A 16,820-nucleotide genomic window follows, 5' to 3' on the forward strand; every position below is an offset into this window, starting at 1 on the left:
CTTCGCGCATCGACGCGAACCACGTCCCCTCATCGGCATGACAGGACGTCGGCTCATGCAACTCGACTGGTTGCCCACTGTCGCCCGGCGGAGGCGCCGGTCTCGCCGAGGCCGAACGTGCTTGTCTGCTCAGCTCCTCACTCCGGCGAGTCGACGATGACCGGTACACCCAGGTCGACGGGGCCTGCTGGCCCTCGGGTGCGTGTTCGGCCGAGGCTGGTCAATTTCCGGGCGGCTTCGTTGAGGCTGGTCTGCAGGCCAGCGACCTCGCCGAGCCAGCCGTTGAGATGGGCTTCCTGGATGCGGTCGCGTAGGTTGGCGATGATCTCGACCAGCCGTGGCCAGGCTGAGGGGTCTAGGCGCAGGCTGGGGCAGCGGATGCAGGCGTGTTCGTGCTTGCAGGGGGTGCCGTAGGGGCGGCCGTACTCGCCGACCTCGAGTTTGCGGGTTTGGAAATGTTGCTGAAACTCGGTCCATTCCTGCTGCGTCGGTTCCCGGTATTCAGCTTCGGCCCGGGTGGCGCGGCGGCGGTCGAGGAACGCCCGATACGTGCGGACGAGAGCTTCGTCGAAGACAGCCAGGTAGGCCTGGGTGGTGTTGATGTTGGCGTGGCCGAGGATCCGGGCGAGGATGTGGACCGGGAGCCCGCCGGTGGCGGCCTCGGTGGCGAACATGCGACGGAAGTCATGGGGCCGGTAGCGCAACGGTTGACCGTCGGCGGCGGTCAGGCCGGCGCGAGCGACGGTCTGGTCGAGCAGCTTGTAGATGGTGTTCTGCGTGGGGACTTCCCACGTCCAGCCGTTGCGGGTGTGCTGGAACAGGTGCGGCAGTGGTGGTCCGACGAGGTGTTCGGTGGTGTCGTAGCGTCCGGTCAGGGGAACGGTGCCTCCGTTGCGGCGACGGAGCCGGGTGATGATGGTGGCCAGAACGCTGGCGAGCTCCGGGCCTACCAACAGGAGTCGTTCCTCGTTGGACTTCGACGGGACAATCTGCAACATCGGTACAACCTCGCCGGTGTCGGGCACTTTGTAGGAGATCAACCCATCCGGGCTGTCCCTCGACCGGCTCCAGCACCACCTCGCCGTCCGCGGGGTGCGCCTCTCGCGCTCGGCATTGTCCTACTGGCGACGCGGACGCTCCCAGCCGGAACGCGAGAAGTCGATGGTCGCCGTGACGCACCTGGAATCGGTGCTCGGCCTCGAAGCCGGGGCGCTGACCTCGCGGCTCGGGCCCAAGGCGCCCCGCGGACGCTGGCTCGGCGAGCCCACCTGCCGGATCGAGCGCCGCCGGCTGTGGCCGCAGCTGCGGGCCTTCGCCGGCGAGTTGAAGCCACCGCCGGACGGCCAGCTGGTGTTCTGGTCGATCCACGACCGGGTGCTGCTGGACGAGCACGGCGGCGAGCGTGCGTTGCAGATCCGTATGGTCGCCGAAGCCGCCGTCGACGGCGTGGACCGGCTGATGACCTACTACCAGGCCGACTCGGCCCTCACCGCCGATCCGTACTACCACTACGTCCGGTCGGCCCGGCCGGGGCAGGTCTGCGTCGACCGGACGACCGGGATGGTCGCCGGCGAGCTGCACCTCACGCACCCACTCGCACTGGGCGCGTTGACCGTGGTGGAGTACGAAATCCGCTTCCCGCCCGGGCCGCCGATCGACCACTACCACCGCCGGTTCACACGGCCGATCACGGAATACGTCTGCCAGGTGAGCTTCGGCCCGCGGGAGCCTCGAAGCATCCGCTCCTTCGAGCAGCGAGGACTGGGCGGCCCAGAACACCCCGGCAGCCCGTTGTCGGCCGGAGGCACCCACGTTGCGACGCTCGGACTGCGCGACGTCCGCCCCGGAATCTACGGCATCGGCTGGCAATGGTGACGGCAATTCTGTGAACAACTGACGTCGACCTGGACGTTCGTTCCGCCGGCGACGCGTCGTTCACAAAGGTATAGGCCAGGCGTGATCACGGACTTACCGTCACGGCGCATTCAGTCCCTGGATAGGAAGGGCGTCATCATGCGCCGACCGTCCCGCGCCCTGCTCACCTTCGCCGCTGTCTTCGCCTTCGCGATAGGCGGCACCGTCACCGCGACCGTCGCATCCGCGGCCGGTCACGACACGCGGCCGACGTCCATGGCCGCCCAGTACGGCACCTCCCCGGCGTCCTCCGCGGCCAACACCATCGGCGACATCTACCCCGCGAAGTGGCGCAACGTCCCGCAGGACTCCGTCGTCGACGACTGGAACATGTACAACCGCGAATGCGTCTCGTGGGCCGCCTTCAACATCGCCCGCCACGGCCAAAGCGCCAGCAACTACGGCGACGCCAAGTACTGGGACGACAACGCCCGCAACCACGGCTACCGCGTCGACAACACCCCGACCGTCGGCGCCATCGCCCAGACCGACAACGGCACCTACGGCCACGTCGCCATCGTCGACAGCGTCCACGGCGGCACCATCACCGTCGAGGACTACAACTGGACCGGCGACGGCCACTACCTCGTCCACGACGTCAGCACGTCTTCCTTCCGCTACATCCACTTCTACAACTGATCCCGGGAGCCGACATGCCTGCTTTGAGCCGAAGGCTGGTACTCGCGGCGACCGCGTTGGCCGTCGCCGCCGCCCTGGTCCCGCAGCCCGCCGTCGCCGCGCCGGCGCCGATCGCCGCCGTCACTGCCCGCGACTACGAGAAGGACGGGCCCCACCAGCCCGTCAAGGCCGCCGGCGACGCCGCCCACACGCTGTACTACCCGGCCGACATCACCGCGAGCACCGCCAGGCACCCGGTGCTGATCTGGGGCAACGGAACCGGGGCGGCCGTCGAGCAGTACGAGGCCCTGTTCACCCACCTGGCGAGCTGGGGCTACGTCATCGCCGCAGCCAACACCGGGGAGTCCGGCTCCGGACAGGAAATGCTAAGGCTGCAGTTGCCACACTTTGGAATGCGCACTCGTTTCGTCCGCCGACGGTCGCCCGGTGCGTTCTCGCGCCAACGAGAGCGCTCGTTCGGTTGAGGCCTGTCCGAATGCTTGCGCGTTACGGCCGGTGAGCCACCAGCGTGCTCACCAGGGCGCTGATCTCCTGGTTCAATTCCACCTCAAGCGAGTCCGCGAGGGCGGCCAGCTTGTCGGCGGTATGGCGGACGGCGGCGAGGTTGCCGGCGCGGTACTCGATCCGGAGCAGAGTCTCGAGAGAAACCTCGCTCACCGGCTCGGCCTGCAGGCCACGCATTGCGTCCGTCGAGCGGCTCATTGGCACGTCAGTCCCGCAGGCGATCCGACGGGCGCCTGGATCGTTCCTGCCGACCAGGCTTTCAGCTCCTGCGAAGGCACTCGACGGCTCTTGGCGCTTGTCGAACGACGCGCCGTCGCAGCCGTCCGCCAGCGGGGCCTGAAGGACTGTCTCGTGAGTCTGACCGTCGCAGCCAAGGTCTCCGAGCCAGAAGCGCTTCGAGTGACCAATGGCCCGACACCGGGACCGCGATACCGGCTCAGCGGTCCGCAACATCCGGGAAGACGTAGTGGATGTCCGAACCCCGGTCGAACAGGCGCCATTGCTCAATCGGGCCGCCACAAGCCGGGAAGACCTCGATCACGATAGAACCCGTCAGCACCAACGTTATCGTCCCCGCCCGGCCCAAGGTCGCCGTTTCGACGAAGTACTCGACGGACTGGAAACGCTCGCTGACCTGGCGCGCCCGTTTGTCGAACATCGTCTGGTTGTTCCGGTAGGCCTCGTCCGGGTCGGCGTCGGCCGTTCCGGGGTAGGCCATGTCCACCGTGCCGAACCAGGTCGACTCGCCACGGGTCACCCGGAACGGGCATTGTGCGTGTAGCCAGGTTTCGACCTCACCACGAGCGAATCCGACTTCGGCGATGTTCACCGTCCTGCTAAAGCCGATCACTCTGGCCGACACCAGTTCGGCCAGGGCGGCCTTCAGTTCATCGACCGTCGACAGCGGACTCATCCTCCACAGAACAGGTGCAGGCCTTCACGAAGGATTCCATTGTAGTCGAGCCCGCGTCCGGTGATCGCGTCATGCCAGCTCCTTCGGTCCGCCTTCGAAAGCTGCTGGCCCAGCTGTGCGGCACGCCGCTCGATCTCGCGCCAAGCGCGGTCAGCTTGGTCTTGTTGGACCTCTCGGCTCTTCGGGGCGTGGTAGCCGTCGTCGTCATCGTCGCCCGGATCCCACTCCATGTCTTCGAAGCGGCCGATGCCGCCGGCCATCGCGGCTGTCATGCCACCGGCGACTGCTCCGGTCGCGCCGATCACCGCGACGGCGCCGGCGTCGATCGCGATCGCGCCGCCGACTCCGACGGCGATCGCGCCACACGGTTCGAGAACGGCGCACGCGCCGATGGCCAGGGCTGCCCCGGCGACCATCAGGCCGGCGGTGAACGAACTCCAGAAACTGCGGCCTGTCGGATCGGTGTAGTTCAGCGGGTTGCCGCTGGTGTAGGCGTATGGCGTGCGGGTTTGGTCGACGAGGGGGTCGACGGTCAGGAACTGCGCCGTGCTGGGGTCGTAGTAGCGAGCGTGGAGGTAGACCAGCCCCGATTCCGCGTCGGTGTACTGTCCGGTGTACTGCAGCGGTGTCCGCCCGCTGCCTGCGGCGGTCACGCGGCCGTAGGGGGTGTAGCTGTAGCTGCCGGCGACCGCTCCGGCGCTGTCCAGCAGCGCGACGGTCGACCCGACCTGGTCGTGGACGTACCAGAGCGTGCCGCCCGCGCCCACCTGTTCGATCGGTGTTCCGGAAGGGCCGTACAGGTAGTTGTTCGTGCCGTCGTTCAGGAGCTTCGGTGTCGCGTCCGCGTCCCACACGAACGGAGTGGTGCTGCCACCGCTCGTCTTCGAGACCCGTAAGTCATCGCCGTCGTAGGCGTAGGTCGCCGAAGCCGGGCCGGTGAGGCTCGTCAGCCGGCCAATCTGGTCGTAGCCGTAGGTCGTGGAGCCTGCCGTCTTCCGCTCTCCGAGCTTGTCGAACGTGAATCCGGTGGCGCCGGCGGGTACCGTACCGCAGCTGGGGTTGCTTACCGTACCGCTCGGCAACGACCAGCACAGCTGGCCGGCCGCGTCGAACGTCTGGGCTGCGGTGCCGACAGTGACCGGGTTGTTCGCCGCATCGTTCGCGTATGTGCCGGTACCGTCCGAACTAAGCTGTTCACGAACGGAATAGCCGAAGGTCTGTGACGTCGAGCCGATCGTCCGGGCCGACAGCTGGCCCATGGGGTCACGGCCGAACGTCATCGACACCGCCGTGGCGGTCCCGGCCGCGGCCGTGGTGCCGGTCAGCGCATCGCTGTCGTCGTAGCCGTTGGTGATCGTGATTCCGTCTGGATAGGAGCTTGTTTTGACGGCGTTGTCGTTGTCGTAGCCGAACGTCGTCTTGTTGGTGTCCCAATCGGTCACGGTCTTCAGCCGTTCGGCGTCGTCGAAGCTGCGCACGACGGGTGTGGCCTGCCCGGGGTAGGTGATCGAGGTCAGGTTTCCGTTGTCGTCGTAGCCGTAGCCGACCATGGTGCCGGAGCCCTGCTTCTGGGAGGTGATCTCGCCGAACGTGTTGTAGGTCCAGGTCGAGGTGCCGGTTCCGTCGGTCATCGACACCCGATGGCCCGCGGGGTCGTACCCGTAGGTGACGCCGGGCGTCACCCCGTCCGAGTAGGACACTGACTTCGGCTGACCGGCTGCGTCGTAGCCGATGGTGACGGTCCGGCCGGTCGGGTCGGTGGTGGACAGCGCCCGACCGGCCGGATCGAGGTGCGAACTGGTCGTGCGGTTGTCGGCGTCGGTGCGCGAGCTCTTCCGTCCCTGGCCGTCGTAGCCGTACGTCGTCTTGGCGTTGAGGCCGTCGATGATGTCAGCGACAGTTCCGTCCGGGTTGTGGTCGATGATCTGGGTGGTGTTGTCCGCCTGCGTCACCTTGCCCAGCTGGCCGACCGGGTCGTAGGCCGAGGTCGTGGTGTGGTGGTTGGCGTCGGTCACCGAGGTCTGGTTGCCGTCGGCGTCGAAGTCCGCAGACGTCTGGTTGCCGAGCGCGTCGGTGGTCAGGGTGACGTGGCCGTGCGCGTCGTGCCCATAGGTGGTGCAGCCCTTGGCGGGCGGGATACAGCCCGGGGCGACTCCGGCCGCAACGCCATTTCCATCCACAGTGGACGTCTGCAAGCCGGTCTGGACGTCGTAGCCGAAACGGGTCTTGTCCCCGGCGCCGTCGGTCACCGAGACCTTGTTCCCGTAGCCGTCGTACTCGGTGGTGGTCGTCTTACCGTTCGGATCGGTTGTGCGGGTCCTGTCGCCGGGGTGGGCAGCGTCGTCGTAGTAGTAGTTCGTTGTCCGGACCGGCGCCGGGCCGAAGTTGCCGGTGGTCGATTCCACTACGTTGTTCGCGCGGGTGATCGTCGTCGAAGTGGGCACCCGCACTCCGTTGGCCCCGCCGGGGATGTGATCTGCCTGGTCGAATTGGCTGACCGTCGCGACGCCATCAGGGTTGATGGTCTCCACGAGGTTGCCCGCGTCGTCGTAGACGTAGTCCGTGGTGAACCCGAGAGCGTTCGACTCCGAGGTCTTGTTGCCGTGGTCGTCGTAGGTGAACGTCTGCAGATTGCCGTCCGGATCGGTGAGCGTGCTCACGCCCAGGGTGACCGGGTCATAGGTGTATGAGGTCGTTCCCGCGTCGGACGTGCCGTATCCCTTGGTCTCCGAAACCAGCAGGCCGTTCTGGTAGGTGTCCAGCTTCTCGTGCCCGACCGGATCGGTCACCAGAGTCTGCCCGGCCGCGAGGCCACCGTCCGGGCCGTAGGTGAATGTCGTGGTGTGCCCGTTAGCGTCGGTCTGGGTGTGCACGCGTTCGGCGCTGTCATAAACCATGGACGTCGCCGCCGACGCTGGTCCCGCGTAGTTTGCCGGGGAGCGCATCGACGTCATCAGGTGGTTGCCGTCGTAGGCGTACTTGGTGTGGTCGTCGTCTTTGAGGGCCGGCGTACGCGTGGTCCCGATCCCGTAGACGTCCGTCAAGTTGTCGTCGGCGTCATACCCGTAGGTCACCTGACGCCCCGCGGTGTCCGCGAGACCGGTGATGTGGTGACCGGTCCAGGTGAGGATGTACTTGCGGTTGCCGGGATCGGTGATGGTGGCGAGGTGGCCAGAGCCGTCGTAGGCCAAGGTCGTTTGGTATTGCGGCGAGGCCTTGCTCCCGGCCAGGTCGGTCTCCGCCGTCAAGTGTCCGCTCGAGGCTTCGAAGGTGAAGATCTGGTTGCCGCGCCGGGTGTAGACGTATGAAGAACCGGACTTCACCAGTGTCGCGTCGAAACGGGGGGCCACGGGCGTGTAGCTGCCACCGCTGCTGACGAACGTGACGGAGGATCCGTCTTCCTGCTTTACGGTGACGTTCCCGGTCGAGGAGTCGGTGACCGCGGTGCTGTTGTAGGAGAAGGTCCAGCCCCAGCCGAATGGACCGTCGGCCGAGAGTGCCTTGTTGGGGCCGTTGGGGTCGGCGATGCTCTCCGCGTAGGTGCGGTTGAAGTTCAGTGCCATGCCGCGCCCGGGTGTGGCGAGGTCGGTGAAACTGTCGCCGAAGTAGCCCGTCGAGGTGTCGACCGGGTCGCCCGCGGTGCGGCGGGCGCAGCCGCAAGCGATGTATGCCGGGTTGGAACCCTTGGGGGCGTCCTGGATGCCCGGTGGGCCGCCGATCGGCTGGCCGGGAGTGCCGCCCTGCGGGACGAACGCGATCGCGTCGAACGCCACGTCGAAGTCCGAATAGCCGAAGCCACCCTGATCCTGGGAACTGCCGTTGTTGTTCAGGGTGACGTTGCCGCCGTTCTGCATGGCGAACGTGCCGATGGTGACCCACTGCTCGGAGTTCCACGCCTGGTTGACGCGGATTTTCCACGGCGAGACCCCGCCGCCGGGGTTGATGTTGTAGACCACATTGGTCGCCTCGGCGCCGAGGCCGGGCAGGTGCAGCTTCACCTTGTAGTACTGCAGCGACGGCAGGTTCGGCGTCCAGACACCGGTGTTGATCAGCGCCGGGTTCGAGCCGTCCTCGGTATGGGTGAACAACACCCGGCCGCCGAGACCGGTGCCGAGCTGGTGAGTGTCGATCGCGCCGATCGGGTCACCCGCGGAATTTGTGCCGTAGGTGTAGGTGAAGGTGCCGTTGCTCGACCAGTTCGCGCCGCCGCAACCCTGCAGGTTCAAGCGGTTCGGCTCATCGTCGACGATGATCGAACCGCTCGGCACCTTCGACGTGTCCTGACTGCACGTCGGAGGGTTCTGCGTCGGGTTCGCCGGCTCGCTCCCACCCGAGACCGCGTACGGGCTCGTCGCGCACGTCGTGGCGCAGCTCGGGATCCACGTCACCGGGTCGTGCCACCAGCACTGGAAGTCGTCCAGCATGCAGTGGCTCGCCCCCGGGTTGGAGGTGTTGGTGTTGTTCGGGTCGCACTGGTTCGCCGCCGGCGAGCACATCGCGGTGAACGGCGCCGGCTGCACCCAGCGCTGGCCGCCGTTGTACGTCGGCTTCGCGTAGGCCGGGTTGCCGTAGCGGATCAGCGGGCTCGCCGTCCAGCCGAGCACACGCTCCTGGTACGGCCAGCTGGCCGGGTGCGCCGCGTCGGCGTAGGTGTCCTGCAGGTACGGGTCGCGGTTGGGCGGGTAGTCCAGGTTGGCCGGGTTGTTGGTCCAGCCCAGGCCCCACGTGCCGTGCGGGCCGGTGCACGACGGGCCGGGCGTGCAGCCGGTGGTGTTGCCGTTGGCCGCGTTCGGCTGGACCCCGGAGTTGTACGCCCAGGCCGCGAAGTACCAGTTCTCCAGGTAGCGCGGGTCGGCGTTGTTCGCGGTGATCCCGGCCGCGTAGAGCTGGTTCCAGGTGGTCTCCAGGATTTGCAGGCCGGCGGCGATGTTCTCCTGGTAGTCGACCGCGACCTTCCACTGACCGTGCTCGGACAGCGAGTGGTCGCCGATGTGCATGCCGTCGGTGACCTGGCTGATGCCGTAACCGCAGTCGGAAGCGGCGTAGTTGATCGAGACGATGTCCCCGCCCGCGCCATAGTAGCTCGCGATCAGCGGGTCGCCCGCCGTGCCGGCGGGCGCGTGCCACGACGCCTGCGACCAGTTCGACTCCTGGGCCATGATGCCCTCGAAGATCGACCGTGGCACCGAGTTCGAACCGCCCGCCGGGTGCGACAGCGGGATCAGCGGGAAGTCGCTGTTCGGTGCGTAGGCGACGAGGCCCAGGTTGGCGAATCCGGCCGGGCGCGTGTAGGCGCTGCCGGTCAGCAGGCCCTGCTCGGCCATCTGCACCGCCCAGTTGACCTGCGCAGGGTTCGGCTGCATCACCTGGCGGTTGGCGTTCAACGGCGGCACCGCGCACTTGGGCGACTGCGCCTGGGTCGTGTTCGGCGCGGCGGTCGCCGTCGGCGCCGCGTCGGCCTTCGGGCTCAGCCGGTTCTGGTGCGGTGCCTGAGCAGACTTCGGCGCGGCGGAGTACGTGGGCACGGCAGTGGTGACCTTGGCGGCACTCGGCGGAACCGCGGGCGCGAAGACCTTGCCCGTCTTCGCGGCCAGCACAGCTGGCGTGGATTTGTGCCCGTCGGCGTCTGGGCCGAGCAGGGCGTCACCGTCCAGCGACGCGGTCGAGGCCCCGCGGGCGAGATTGGTGTCCGCGACAGCCGTGACGTTCGCTGCGGCCAGCACACTCGCGCCAGCTGGACTGGCGCCGGAGAGAATGGCGTGCCCCGCGCGCCCCTGGGACAGCTGCACGCGACTGAGGTTGCCGGTGCCGAGAGTCGTGACGACGCCGCCGTGCTCGTGGACCGCGGTCGCGACGTTCGCGCCGGGTGCTGTGTGCAGGAAGCTCACCCCGCCGTCTGCCGAGGGGCGGACGTCATACACCGCCCCGGCAACGGACGCGATCACGGCGGGACTTCCCATGGCGGGCACGGAAACAAGGCGGTTGCCCGCGGCACCGACGATCCCGGTCCGCGTGGGCACGGCCGAGGTGATCTGCCCCGGCGCCGTGATCGCGCCGGTGATCTTCCCCGCGGAGAGATCTGCGGTCACCAGCTTCGTCTTCTGGTCGGCCGCGACGGTGAATACGGCGTCGTCACCGGTACCGCAGCCGGGCGAGTAGTACTTCAGCCCGACGTCGCCGGCGAGCGCGTGCACCGCGCCCGAGTCGAGGTCGACCGAGTAGGCGAACGCGCCGTGATCGCGGGCCGCTTGCACGTTCACCGCCGACGCGGGAAGGATCGCGAGCGCGGCGAACCGGCCGTCCCCGGATAGGCACTGGTAGCCGGTCCAGGATGAGTCGTCGAAACCCGCCGGGTGGATCAGCGCGATCTCGCGCCAGGCGAACCCGGAGCTCTCCCGGCCGACTTCGAGGTGATAGCCCTGCGCGTCACCCCAGCCGTCGACGACGACATCCGCGGACTTCGCCGCGTCCGGACCGAAGTCGGCGGGCTTCGCAGCCACGACGGACCCAGACCTCGCGTCAGCCAACGGCTTCGCCTGGGCAACCGAAACCACTCCAGCTGTCAAGGCGGCAACGCTCAAGAGAAGAGTAAGAGTTCGGGCAAATCGAAGCGAAACCCAGATGATCGATCTTTTACGCGCATGAACGAACAAGCCAGGCATAGCAACCTTCCCCCAGGCAGCCCGTAAGAGGCACTCAAGTCAGCCACCCGGGAACCCGGAGCCGCAGAGGAAATCTAACGCTCCTCAAGACCGCACCCATCAGCCGTTGGGGTGAAGTTTTCTCTACGGATTCCAAACATGTGATTCACCGACATTGGTTCTCCTTTAACTTAGAGTGGGCAGCACCAAGGGGTCAGCGGAGCCGGGGCGAGCCATGAGGCGCCCCGGCCCGACTGCGCCCCAACGGCTTCGGAGTCCTGTAACGCCTGTTCGCGAAGCCGCGATTCTTGCTGTGATCGTTAACAGCGGAGGGCAACGCTCGGGGTGCCGCGCTCCGTCTGCGGCTCACGCGGGCTCCGCTGCAGGGCAGCGACGCGCCACCATCAGCGAGCTACGCGGCAGCGTCGAGAAGGTCGTCGAGGCGCTCGCCCAGAACGCGGCGGGGTCAACGTGCTGGCCGACGCGATCGCCTGGGCCGTCGGCGAGAAGATCTACAAGCCGCGCCAGTTCGACACCGAGGGCGGCGTAAAGAAGAACATCCACGGCGATGAGCAGCACTTCACCACGGACTGGCGTAACGGCAACATGGGCGTCCGCGCGCTTGCGTTCACCGGCGGTGAGATCCCGACTGGCAAGGGCGGCTCGGGCGGGAGCGAGGAGACGTCGAAGACGCCGGACGAGTCGTACCGGGCGAAGGAGGAAGACCTAATCGCGGCCCTCGGCCGGGCCACGGTCTCCCTGCGGGACATGTACGTCCTCAAGGACGAGCAGGACCGGCTGATCATTGAGCGCCTCGGCCTGCGGCCGCTCAAGCTGCACGAGGACTTCCCCAAGCAGCTCACCAAGATCTACGCCAAGTACGGCAAGGAAGAGGACCCGTTCGCCACGTTCCCCGAGGACGAGCTGCCGGCCGATCCCATCGAAGAGTGGGGTTCCGCCCAGGACGACGAGAACGAGGAGAACGGCGAATGAGCCGCCTCACAAGGCGGGTCCACCACGACCTGTGCGTCCTCGCCAGCCACGCGCTGGACCACCCGCAGCCCCGGGTTCAGGAGATCGGCTCCCGGGCCGGCTGGCCGGTCGCGATCTACCTACTCAGCCACCGGCACCCCGGGCGACAACGGTCTCGTCGTCGACTACGTCGGCAGCACCATCCGGCCCGGCGGTGACGTCGCCGCGCGGATCAACGAGCACCGCCGCGTGCCGGCGAAGCGGGAGCAGTTCTCGTCCGAGGTCATCCTCCCGCTGCGGCAGAACACCGCCGAAGAGGAAGTCCGGCGGCTCGAAGGCGTCGTCGCACGCACCCTCGGGGTGCCGCGGTGTCCAAGCGGATCCCCGGTGGCCGACGCTGGAACTGATGGTCGGGGTCTTGAGTGGCCGTGTTGCCCTGCAGGGCAACACGGCCACTCAGGATCCGGGCTAAGGCCCGTCGCTCAGCTCGTCCGGCCGGATCGCGGTCACCCGTCGCGGGGGGATGCCGGCCGCTGGATGGCTGACTGGACGAGCGACCACTTGGGCGGAGCCCGGTCGAGGTGCGCAGGGCTGCGTCGGTCGTGGAGGTGAAGGCTGCAGCGACGCAGTCGCGCGGCGAAATCGACCCGCACACCCGCCGCCTGCATTCCGCCGAGCACACCGGACCGGCTCGTCCTGCTCCTGAAGCGATCGCCGAGACCCAGGGTGAAGAAGCGCTTGACTGAGCGGGACGCGGGCCGGTGTGCCGAGGGGGAGGGAGCGCGCCGACCCGCGGATTCCAGGTTATCCAGGCCGGTCGCGATCTGCGCGGCGGCTCGAGGGCAAACATACGACGAGGATGGTTACGCCGAGTCGCCGAGAGGCAGTAGAGTGCCACGTGGCGTAGCCGTCCGACCATGCAGTGCAACCCGCTCGGCCGAGGACGTCGCCGAGCGGCCCGAGCTACGCGGTAGAAGAGGTGAACCGTGAGCGACAGGTCCAGCATCGAATGGACGCAGACCACGTGGAACCCGACCACCGGGTGCGACCGGATTTCCGCCGGGTGCGACCACTGCTACGCGCTGACGTTGGCGAAGCGGTTGAAGGCGATGGGGTCGGCGAAGTACCAGCAGGACGGTGACCCGCGCACGAGCGGGCCAGGGTTCGGCGTGGCGACGCACGCCGCCTCGTTGGCGGAACCGTACCGGTGGCGCCAGCCCCGACTGGTGTTCGTCAACTCCATGTCCGACTTGTTCCACGCCAAGGTCCCGGTGGAGTTCATTCGCCGCGTGTTCGCGGTGATGGAGGCGACTCCGCAGCACACCTACCAGGTGCTGACGAAGCGGTCGCGACGGATCCGCCGACTGGCTGGCTCGCTGGACTGGCCGGGCAATCTGTGGCTTGGAGTGTCGGTGGAGAACCAGGACGCCGCCTACCGGGTCGACGACCTGCGCGACGTACCGGCCGCGGTGCGGTTCCTCTCGTGTGAACCGCTGCTCGGCCCGCTCGAGCAGCTCGACCTCGCTGGGATCGGCTGGGTCATCGTCGGCGGCGAGTCCGGGCCCGGCTGCCGGCCGATGGCCGCGGACTGGGCCCGCGATCTGCGGGACCAGTGCGTAGGCGCGCGCGTGCCGTTCTTCTTCAAGCAGTGGGGCGGCCGGACCCCGAAGGCCGGCGGCCGGGAGCTGGACGGCCGTACGTGGGACCAGATGCCGTCCTGCCAGGTGGCTCTGGCTAGCGCTTAGCGCGGACGTGACATGCGGGCGCGTTCGAAGTCACCGGTTCCGTTGTGATCGACCCGGCCCTGCTTGTAGAGCTGTTTAACTGCGAGCCGGGCGTGTTTCGCCCGTGCACCCGATCCGAGGGTGGTGCCGAAGACGTCAGCGACGTGGTGCTGGAGAACCAGCGCTGCGTGCTGGTCGAGGAGTTGGTCGATGTTGTGGGCAATAAGGGCGACCCACGCGGCTTGGTTGGTCGCCTCGTAGTGGTCGCGGTCGAACACCCAGTCGGTGTTCTCTGCGAGGAGGTTGGCCGTACCGTGCCTGGCGGGCTTGGTGAGTCTGGCTTTGCGCCACGCTCCTTCCCAGTCCAGTCCGGCCTGGCCGATGCAGTCGGCAAACAGCCATAGGCCCTGCGTATTCGCCGTGAACAGGCTCAAAACGAAGATCGGCGCGTGGTCTGGTTGTCGTCGTACCGGCATGCTCACGGTCTTGTACCCGCTGTCCGCGGCGAGCTTCTCTGCGTACTGCTGAGCGACTCGCAGGGCAATGGCTGCGGAGGTCTCGCCTCCCTGTTCGCCGTCTGGTGCGTCGCCGGGGGTTTCGCCGGCACGTTCAAACTCCGGACGCCACCAGCCGCCACCAAGGAAGCGGTCGAGCCGCTCGGCGAGCTTGACGTCCCTGGGGCTGAGTGCGCGGCCTTCGCGTCGGGCCTTGGTAAGACGGGACCCGAAGTTCCACACGCTGCGGACCGAAATGTGCAGCAGCACGTCCGTGGGCATCCCGGCGAGCCGACGTTGCCGGAGCAAGGTCCACAACCGGTCCCGACTGAGTGCGGGCCCGAAGGGATCGAAGAACGCAAAGAGCGCGCGGCCGCGGCAGCTGGCCATCACCTGGTCGAGATGCTGGTCGACGTCCCCAGAAAGAGCCGCGTAGGGCTGCCCGGCACATCGGTGCCTGAGCACCTGCTCCAGCTTCGAGTAGGTCTTCAGGTCCTTCTCGATGAAGACCGCGTTGATATCCAGACGATCACGCAGCTTGTGCACCGACCGGAGCATGACCAGCGGGGAACCCGGTGTGTCGTCGTCGTAGCAGCCCGCTCCAGCGTAGCCATCGAGGAACGTGACTCGACCTCGTGTAACCGAACCCGCCTTGTTGGCGAACGCCGGGCAGTATCGGAAGAGGAGACCATGTTTCACCACGGCCGGTGCTCTGCGCGCGTCGAAGAAGCCCACCGCCGCCCTCCTCGCCGGGGTTCACACCTCGAATTCACAGAGTGAACGCGGTTTCACGTGCTGTCCAGATCCAATGGAGTGGAACAGCGTTCGTCATTATGTTCGCTTGCAGCCCTGTAGGCAGGCGACGCGGTCAGCTCGAACGTCGCCCAATGGCTCGCCAGCAACTCGCCGAGGTGCTGTGACTTCCCGTGAACGACCACGACAACGCCGCTGGCGTGTCGCATGTGTGCGCACGCCAGCGGTATTTCTACAGGTGAAGCTCTGGCATATCGGCTCTCGTTGAGCAGGAGAGCGACACCTGTCGACAGGCGGCGCGAGTGCGGGATTGTCTGCGCCGACCACCGATCACGAACGGCGTGAACAGCCGTTTCGGCGCCCTGATCGGTCCGGGCGAAGTCCGGTGACCGCTCTCCGTGGAACCCAGTCCGGTCGCCGCTATGACGCCATTCCGACCTTCTATCGCACCTGCATTCACGCCACTGTAGTTCCCAGATCTCCGGCGGCTGCCGCGGAGAACGATGAGTTGGGCGGGCCTCCTCCGCGTGCGGAGGAGGCCCGCCCGCGAAGCTCGGGGCGCTCCAGCCCCAAAGCCTCGAACCCGAGAACCGGTTCCAGCCGGCCACGGGCTCGTCGTACTCCCGACCGCTGTCGAAGCTCCAGCGCCCGATCGAGCATCAGCAACGCCCGTCGCTGTCGATCGCGCACCACACCCGGAAGGACGACGCCATGACCATAAGGCCGGATCAGCCGAGATCTCCAGGGCCGGACGCTAACCAGTCTCCACCGCACGACGGACGGCACAACGAAGCCGAGTTATCCACAGAACTACGGCGAATGGGTGACATTTCTGTGGACAACCCCGCAAGCGTGAGTGAGTCCCGCGCCGACGAGTGGCGCGACGAACGGCACGCACTACTGGCCTTCACTGGTCGAATCCTGAGTAGCTGGAGCTATACCACGCGCATGATTGCGCTGGCCGGAGCGCTTCTGGCGATCTTGGTGATTGGTATCGGGGTCCTTCGGCTCACCGTCGACGTCGGCCCGCTGCGGGTGACCAGCAATAGCTCAACCGGCGACCACCACCGGTAGCCGCCTGGCGAGCGCTTGCGGCCACCCCGATGCCTCGTTGGGGTGGCCTCAGGTGAAGTCGCCGGCCTGGCGTGCAGCGGCCTCGCACGATCCGGTTCGTGGACAAGTCCGAGCGCGGCGAGGACGTCGGCGGCCACGAGCCAGGTACCGACGCGTGAGGTCATGGCCGCCGGGTACGACGAATGGTCCGGCAAACCCGTCCGGCAGGCGATCCAGAAGAAGACCCGGCTCGAACTCACGCCCGATCCCGCAGACCGACCCGCGGGGGCGCGCCTACGGCATGACCGAGCTGATGACGCTCACGAAGTCACGCGGATGGAGCTCCCACGCCGACCCGGTGGCCGAGCGGTGTTTCGACGCGGTCCAGGTTCGCTACCCCGCCAGCGGCACATCAACATCACGAGGGCGGTCCCGAGTAAACGACCGCCCTCACGGACGTCGCTGCCGCGCCTATCGCCGCTGAGCATCCAGAGCCACTAACCTGACGGTCTTGCCCAGTCCTCCACTTCCGAAGGATCCGCCGACCATAGTTGTGCGTTCCGGCCACTCGATCCAGCTCGGCGCCTGTCGGCGTGCGGCCGCGAGCCCGCTCGCCGACGCAGTACTCCCACATCCGCTGCTCAGCCGTTAATTCAGAATCCCCCATGCTCGACGGCGAGACCATGACAGCCGGTCTCGCGAGACCGGTGCTTCAGCGCACCGTTCAGCAGCTCGACCGCCAGCAGCAAGACCAAAGGCGGACACGCCGCCACCGTCACCTGCAACACGCTCAACGTCGGCGCCGAGCCGATGTTCGCCACCAACGACAAGCAGATACCGAACACGAACGCCAGCCACGCCACCCACTGGCCCGACCCGCCGCCACCGCGGTGGGTCTTCCACAGCTCGACCGTCGCGATCGTCAGCAGACCATCGACCAGGAGCGGCCAGATCGACGCCGTCACCGTGTCTGCACCGAAGCGGAGCGCGAACTCACGTCCGGCCGATAAGCGGCATACGCCGCGCCGAGGCAACCAGCCCGGTACAGGCGCACTGGACAGACAGAGCAAGGTCTTGAGCAAGCCAGCCCCAGAGCCGCCTCATGAGCGCTCCGTCTTGCTCGCCGGCTCAGCAGCTTTTCCGAACGCGCCCGCCAAGCCGATCATGTAGCGCTGATGAGAAGCTCAGACCAGGCGACACGGCCCGGGCAGTT

12 protein-coding genes and 1 pseudogene are annotated in these 16,820 nt (G+C 67.3%); 8 read left to right on the plus strand and 5 right to left on the minus strand.

Annotated features, from left to right (window positions below):
- Positions 1-137: 137 nt before the first annotated feature.
- Positions 138-998 carry a tyrosine-type recombinase/integrase gene (locus BT341_RS32500; RefSeq protein ID WP_084743077.1) on the minus strand — a complete coding sequence of 287 codons (861 nt, stop codon included), beginning with the start codon at positions 996-998 and terminating at the stop codon, positions 138-140.
- Positions 999-1,092: 94 nt separating this feature from the next.
- Here BT341_RS32500 and BT341_RS32505 point away from each other — a divergent pair, with 94 nt between their 5' ends.
- From BT341_RS32505 to BT341_RS48000, 4 genes are all read left to right on the plus strand, one after another.
- Complete coding sequence (locus BT341_RS32505) at positions 1,093-1,875, plus strand: XRE family transcriptional regulator (protein ID WP_218177792.1); 783 nt, start codon at positions 1,093-1,095, stop codon at positions 1,873-1,875.
- A gap of 138 nt (positions 1,876-2,013) precedes the next feature.
- Positions 2,014-2,553, plus strand: coding sequence for a CHAP domain-containing protein (locus BT341_RS32510; RefSeq protein ID WP_072479888.1), 540 nt, complete (start codon positions 2,014-2,016; stop codon positions 2,551-2,553).
- A gap of 14 nt (positions 2,554-2,567) precedes the next feature.
- Positions 2,568-3,017: an alpha/beta hydrolase gene (locus BT341_RS32515; protein WP_072479889.1), complete on the plus strand. Its 450-nt coding sequence runs from the start codon at positions 2,568-2,570 to the stop codon at positions 3,015-3,017.
- Between the two features lie 121 nt (positions 3,018-3,138).
- On the plus strand, positions 3,139-3,603 hold the full coding sequence (locus BT341_RS48000; RefSeq protein ID WP_425426498.1) for a DUF6218 family protein: 465 nt from the start codon (positions 3,139-3,141) through the stop codon (positions 3,601-3,603).
- On the opposite strand, the gene BT341_RS32525 is transcribed toward BT341_RS48000, so the two are convergent.
- Complete coding sequence (locus BT341_RS32525) at positions 3,494-3,970, minus strand: hypothetical protein (protein WP_072479890.1); 477 nt, start codon at positions 3,968-3,970, stop codon at positions 3,494-3,496. The genes BT341_RS48000 and BT341_RS32525 overlap by 110 nt on opposite strands.
- On the minus strand, positions 3,967-10,470 hold the full coding sequence (locus BT341_RS32530) for an RHS repeat-associated core domain-containing protein (protein WP_245805189.1): 6,504 nt from the start codon (positions 10,468-10,470) through the stop codon (positions 3,967-3,969). Before BT341_RS32530 ends, BT341_RS32525 begins: the two co-directional genes overlap by 4 nt.
- Before the next feature lie 612 nt (positions 10,471-11,082).
- Between BT341_RS32530 and BT341_RS32535 the strand changes: the two genes are divergently transcribed.
- The 3 genes from BT341_RS32535 to BT341_RS32540 all read left to right on the plus strand — a co-directional run bounded on the left by BT341_RS32535 (position 11,083) and on the right by BT341_RS32540 (position 13,328).
- On the plus strand, positions 11,083-11,604 hold the full coding sequence (locus tag BT341_RS32535; RefSeq protein ID WP_072479891.1) for a hypothetical protein: 522 nt from the start codon (positions 11,083-11,085) through the stop codon (positions 11,602-11,604).
- A 581-nt stretch (positions 11,605-12,185) separates the two neighbouring features.
- Positions 12,186-12,329: a hypothetical protein gene (locus BT341_RS45650; protein WP_177328957.1), complete on the plus strand. Its 144-nt coding sequence runs from the start codon at positions 12,186-12,188 to the stop codon at positions 12,327-12,329.
- A 240-nt stretch (positions 12,330-12,569) separates the two neighbouring features.
- The gene (locus tag BT341_RS32540) at positions 12,570-13,328 is read left to right on the plus strand and encodes a DUF5131 family protein (RefSeq protein ID WP_072479892.1); all 759 of its coding nucleotides are present in this window, start codon (positions 12,570-12,572) and stop codon (positions 13,326-13,328) included.
- Here the strand turns inward: BT341_RS32540 and tcmP are convergent.
- On the minus strand, positions 13,325-14,536 hold the full coding sequence (gene tcmP, locus BT341_RS32545) for a three-Cys-motif partner protein TcmP (protein ID WP_072479893.1): 1,212 nt from the start codon (positions 14,534-14,536) through the stop codon (positions 13,325-13,327). The two genes, BT341_RS32540 and tcmP, sit on opposite strands and share 4 nt — an antisense overlap.
- A gap of 870 nt (positions 14,537-15,406) precedes the next feature.
- On the opposite strand from tcmP, the gene BT341_RS32550 reads away from it, so the two are divergent.
- Positions 15,407-15,628 (plus strand): hypothetical protein, encoded by a 222-nt coding sequence (locus tag BT341_RS32550; RefSeq protein ID WP_143168723.1) that lies wholly within the window; start codon positions 15,407-15,409, stop codon positions 15,626-15,628.
- 397 nt (positions 15,629-16,025) lie between these two features.
- Here BT341_RS32550 and BT341_RS48005 read toward each other — a convergent pair.
- Positions 16,026-16,711, minus strand: a pseudogene (locus tag BT341_RS48005) (DUF2637 domain-containing protein).
- Between the last annotated feature and the right edge of the window lie 109 nt (positions 16,712-16,820).

The organism is Amycolatopsis australiensis, from assembly GCF_900119165.1.
Classification (GTDB): Bacteria; Actinomycetota; Actinomycetes; order Mycobacteriales; family Pseudonocardiaceae; genus Amycolatopsis; species Amycolatopsis australiensis.

What these genes read in the sequence shown, in the direction of transcription:
- BT341_RS32500 (WP_084743077.1), bottom strand. Translation starts at nt 998, where the DNA reads ATGTTGCAGATTGTCCCGTCGAAGTCCAACGAGGAACGACTCCTGTTG.
- BT341_RS32510 (WP_072479888.1), top strand. Translation starts at nt 2,014, where the DNA reads ATGCGCCGACCGTCCCGCGCCCTGCTCACCTTCGCCGCTGTCTTCGCC.
- BT341_RS32515 (WP_072479889.1), top strand. Translation starts at nt 2,568, where the DNA reads ATGCCTGCTTTGAGCCGAAGGCTGGTACTCGCGGCGACCGCGTTGGCC.
- BT341_RS48000 (WP_425426498.1), top strand. Translation starts at nt 3,139, where the DNA reads ATGGCGGACGGCGGCGAGGTTGCCGGCGCGGTACTCGATCCGGAGCAG.
- BT341_RS32525 (WP_072479890.1), bottom strand. Translation starts at nt 3,970, where the DNA reads ATGAGTCCGCTGTCGACGGTCGATGAACTGAAGGCCGCCCTGGCCGAA.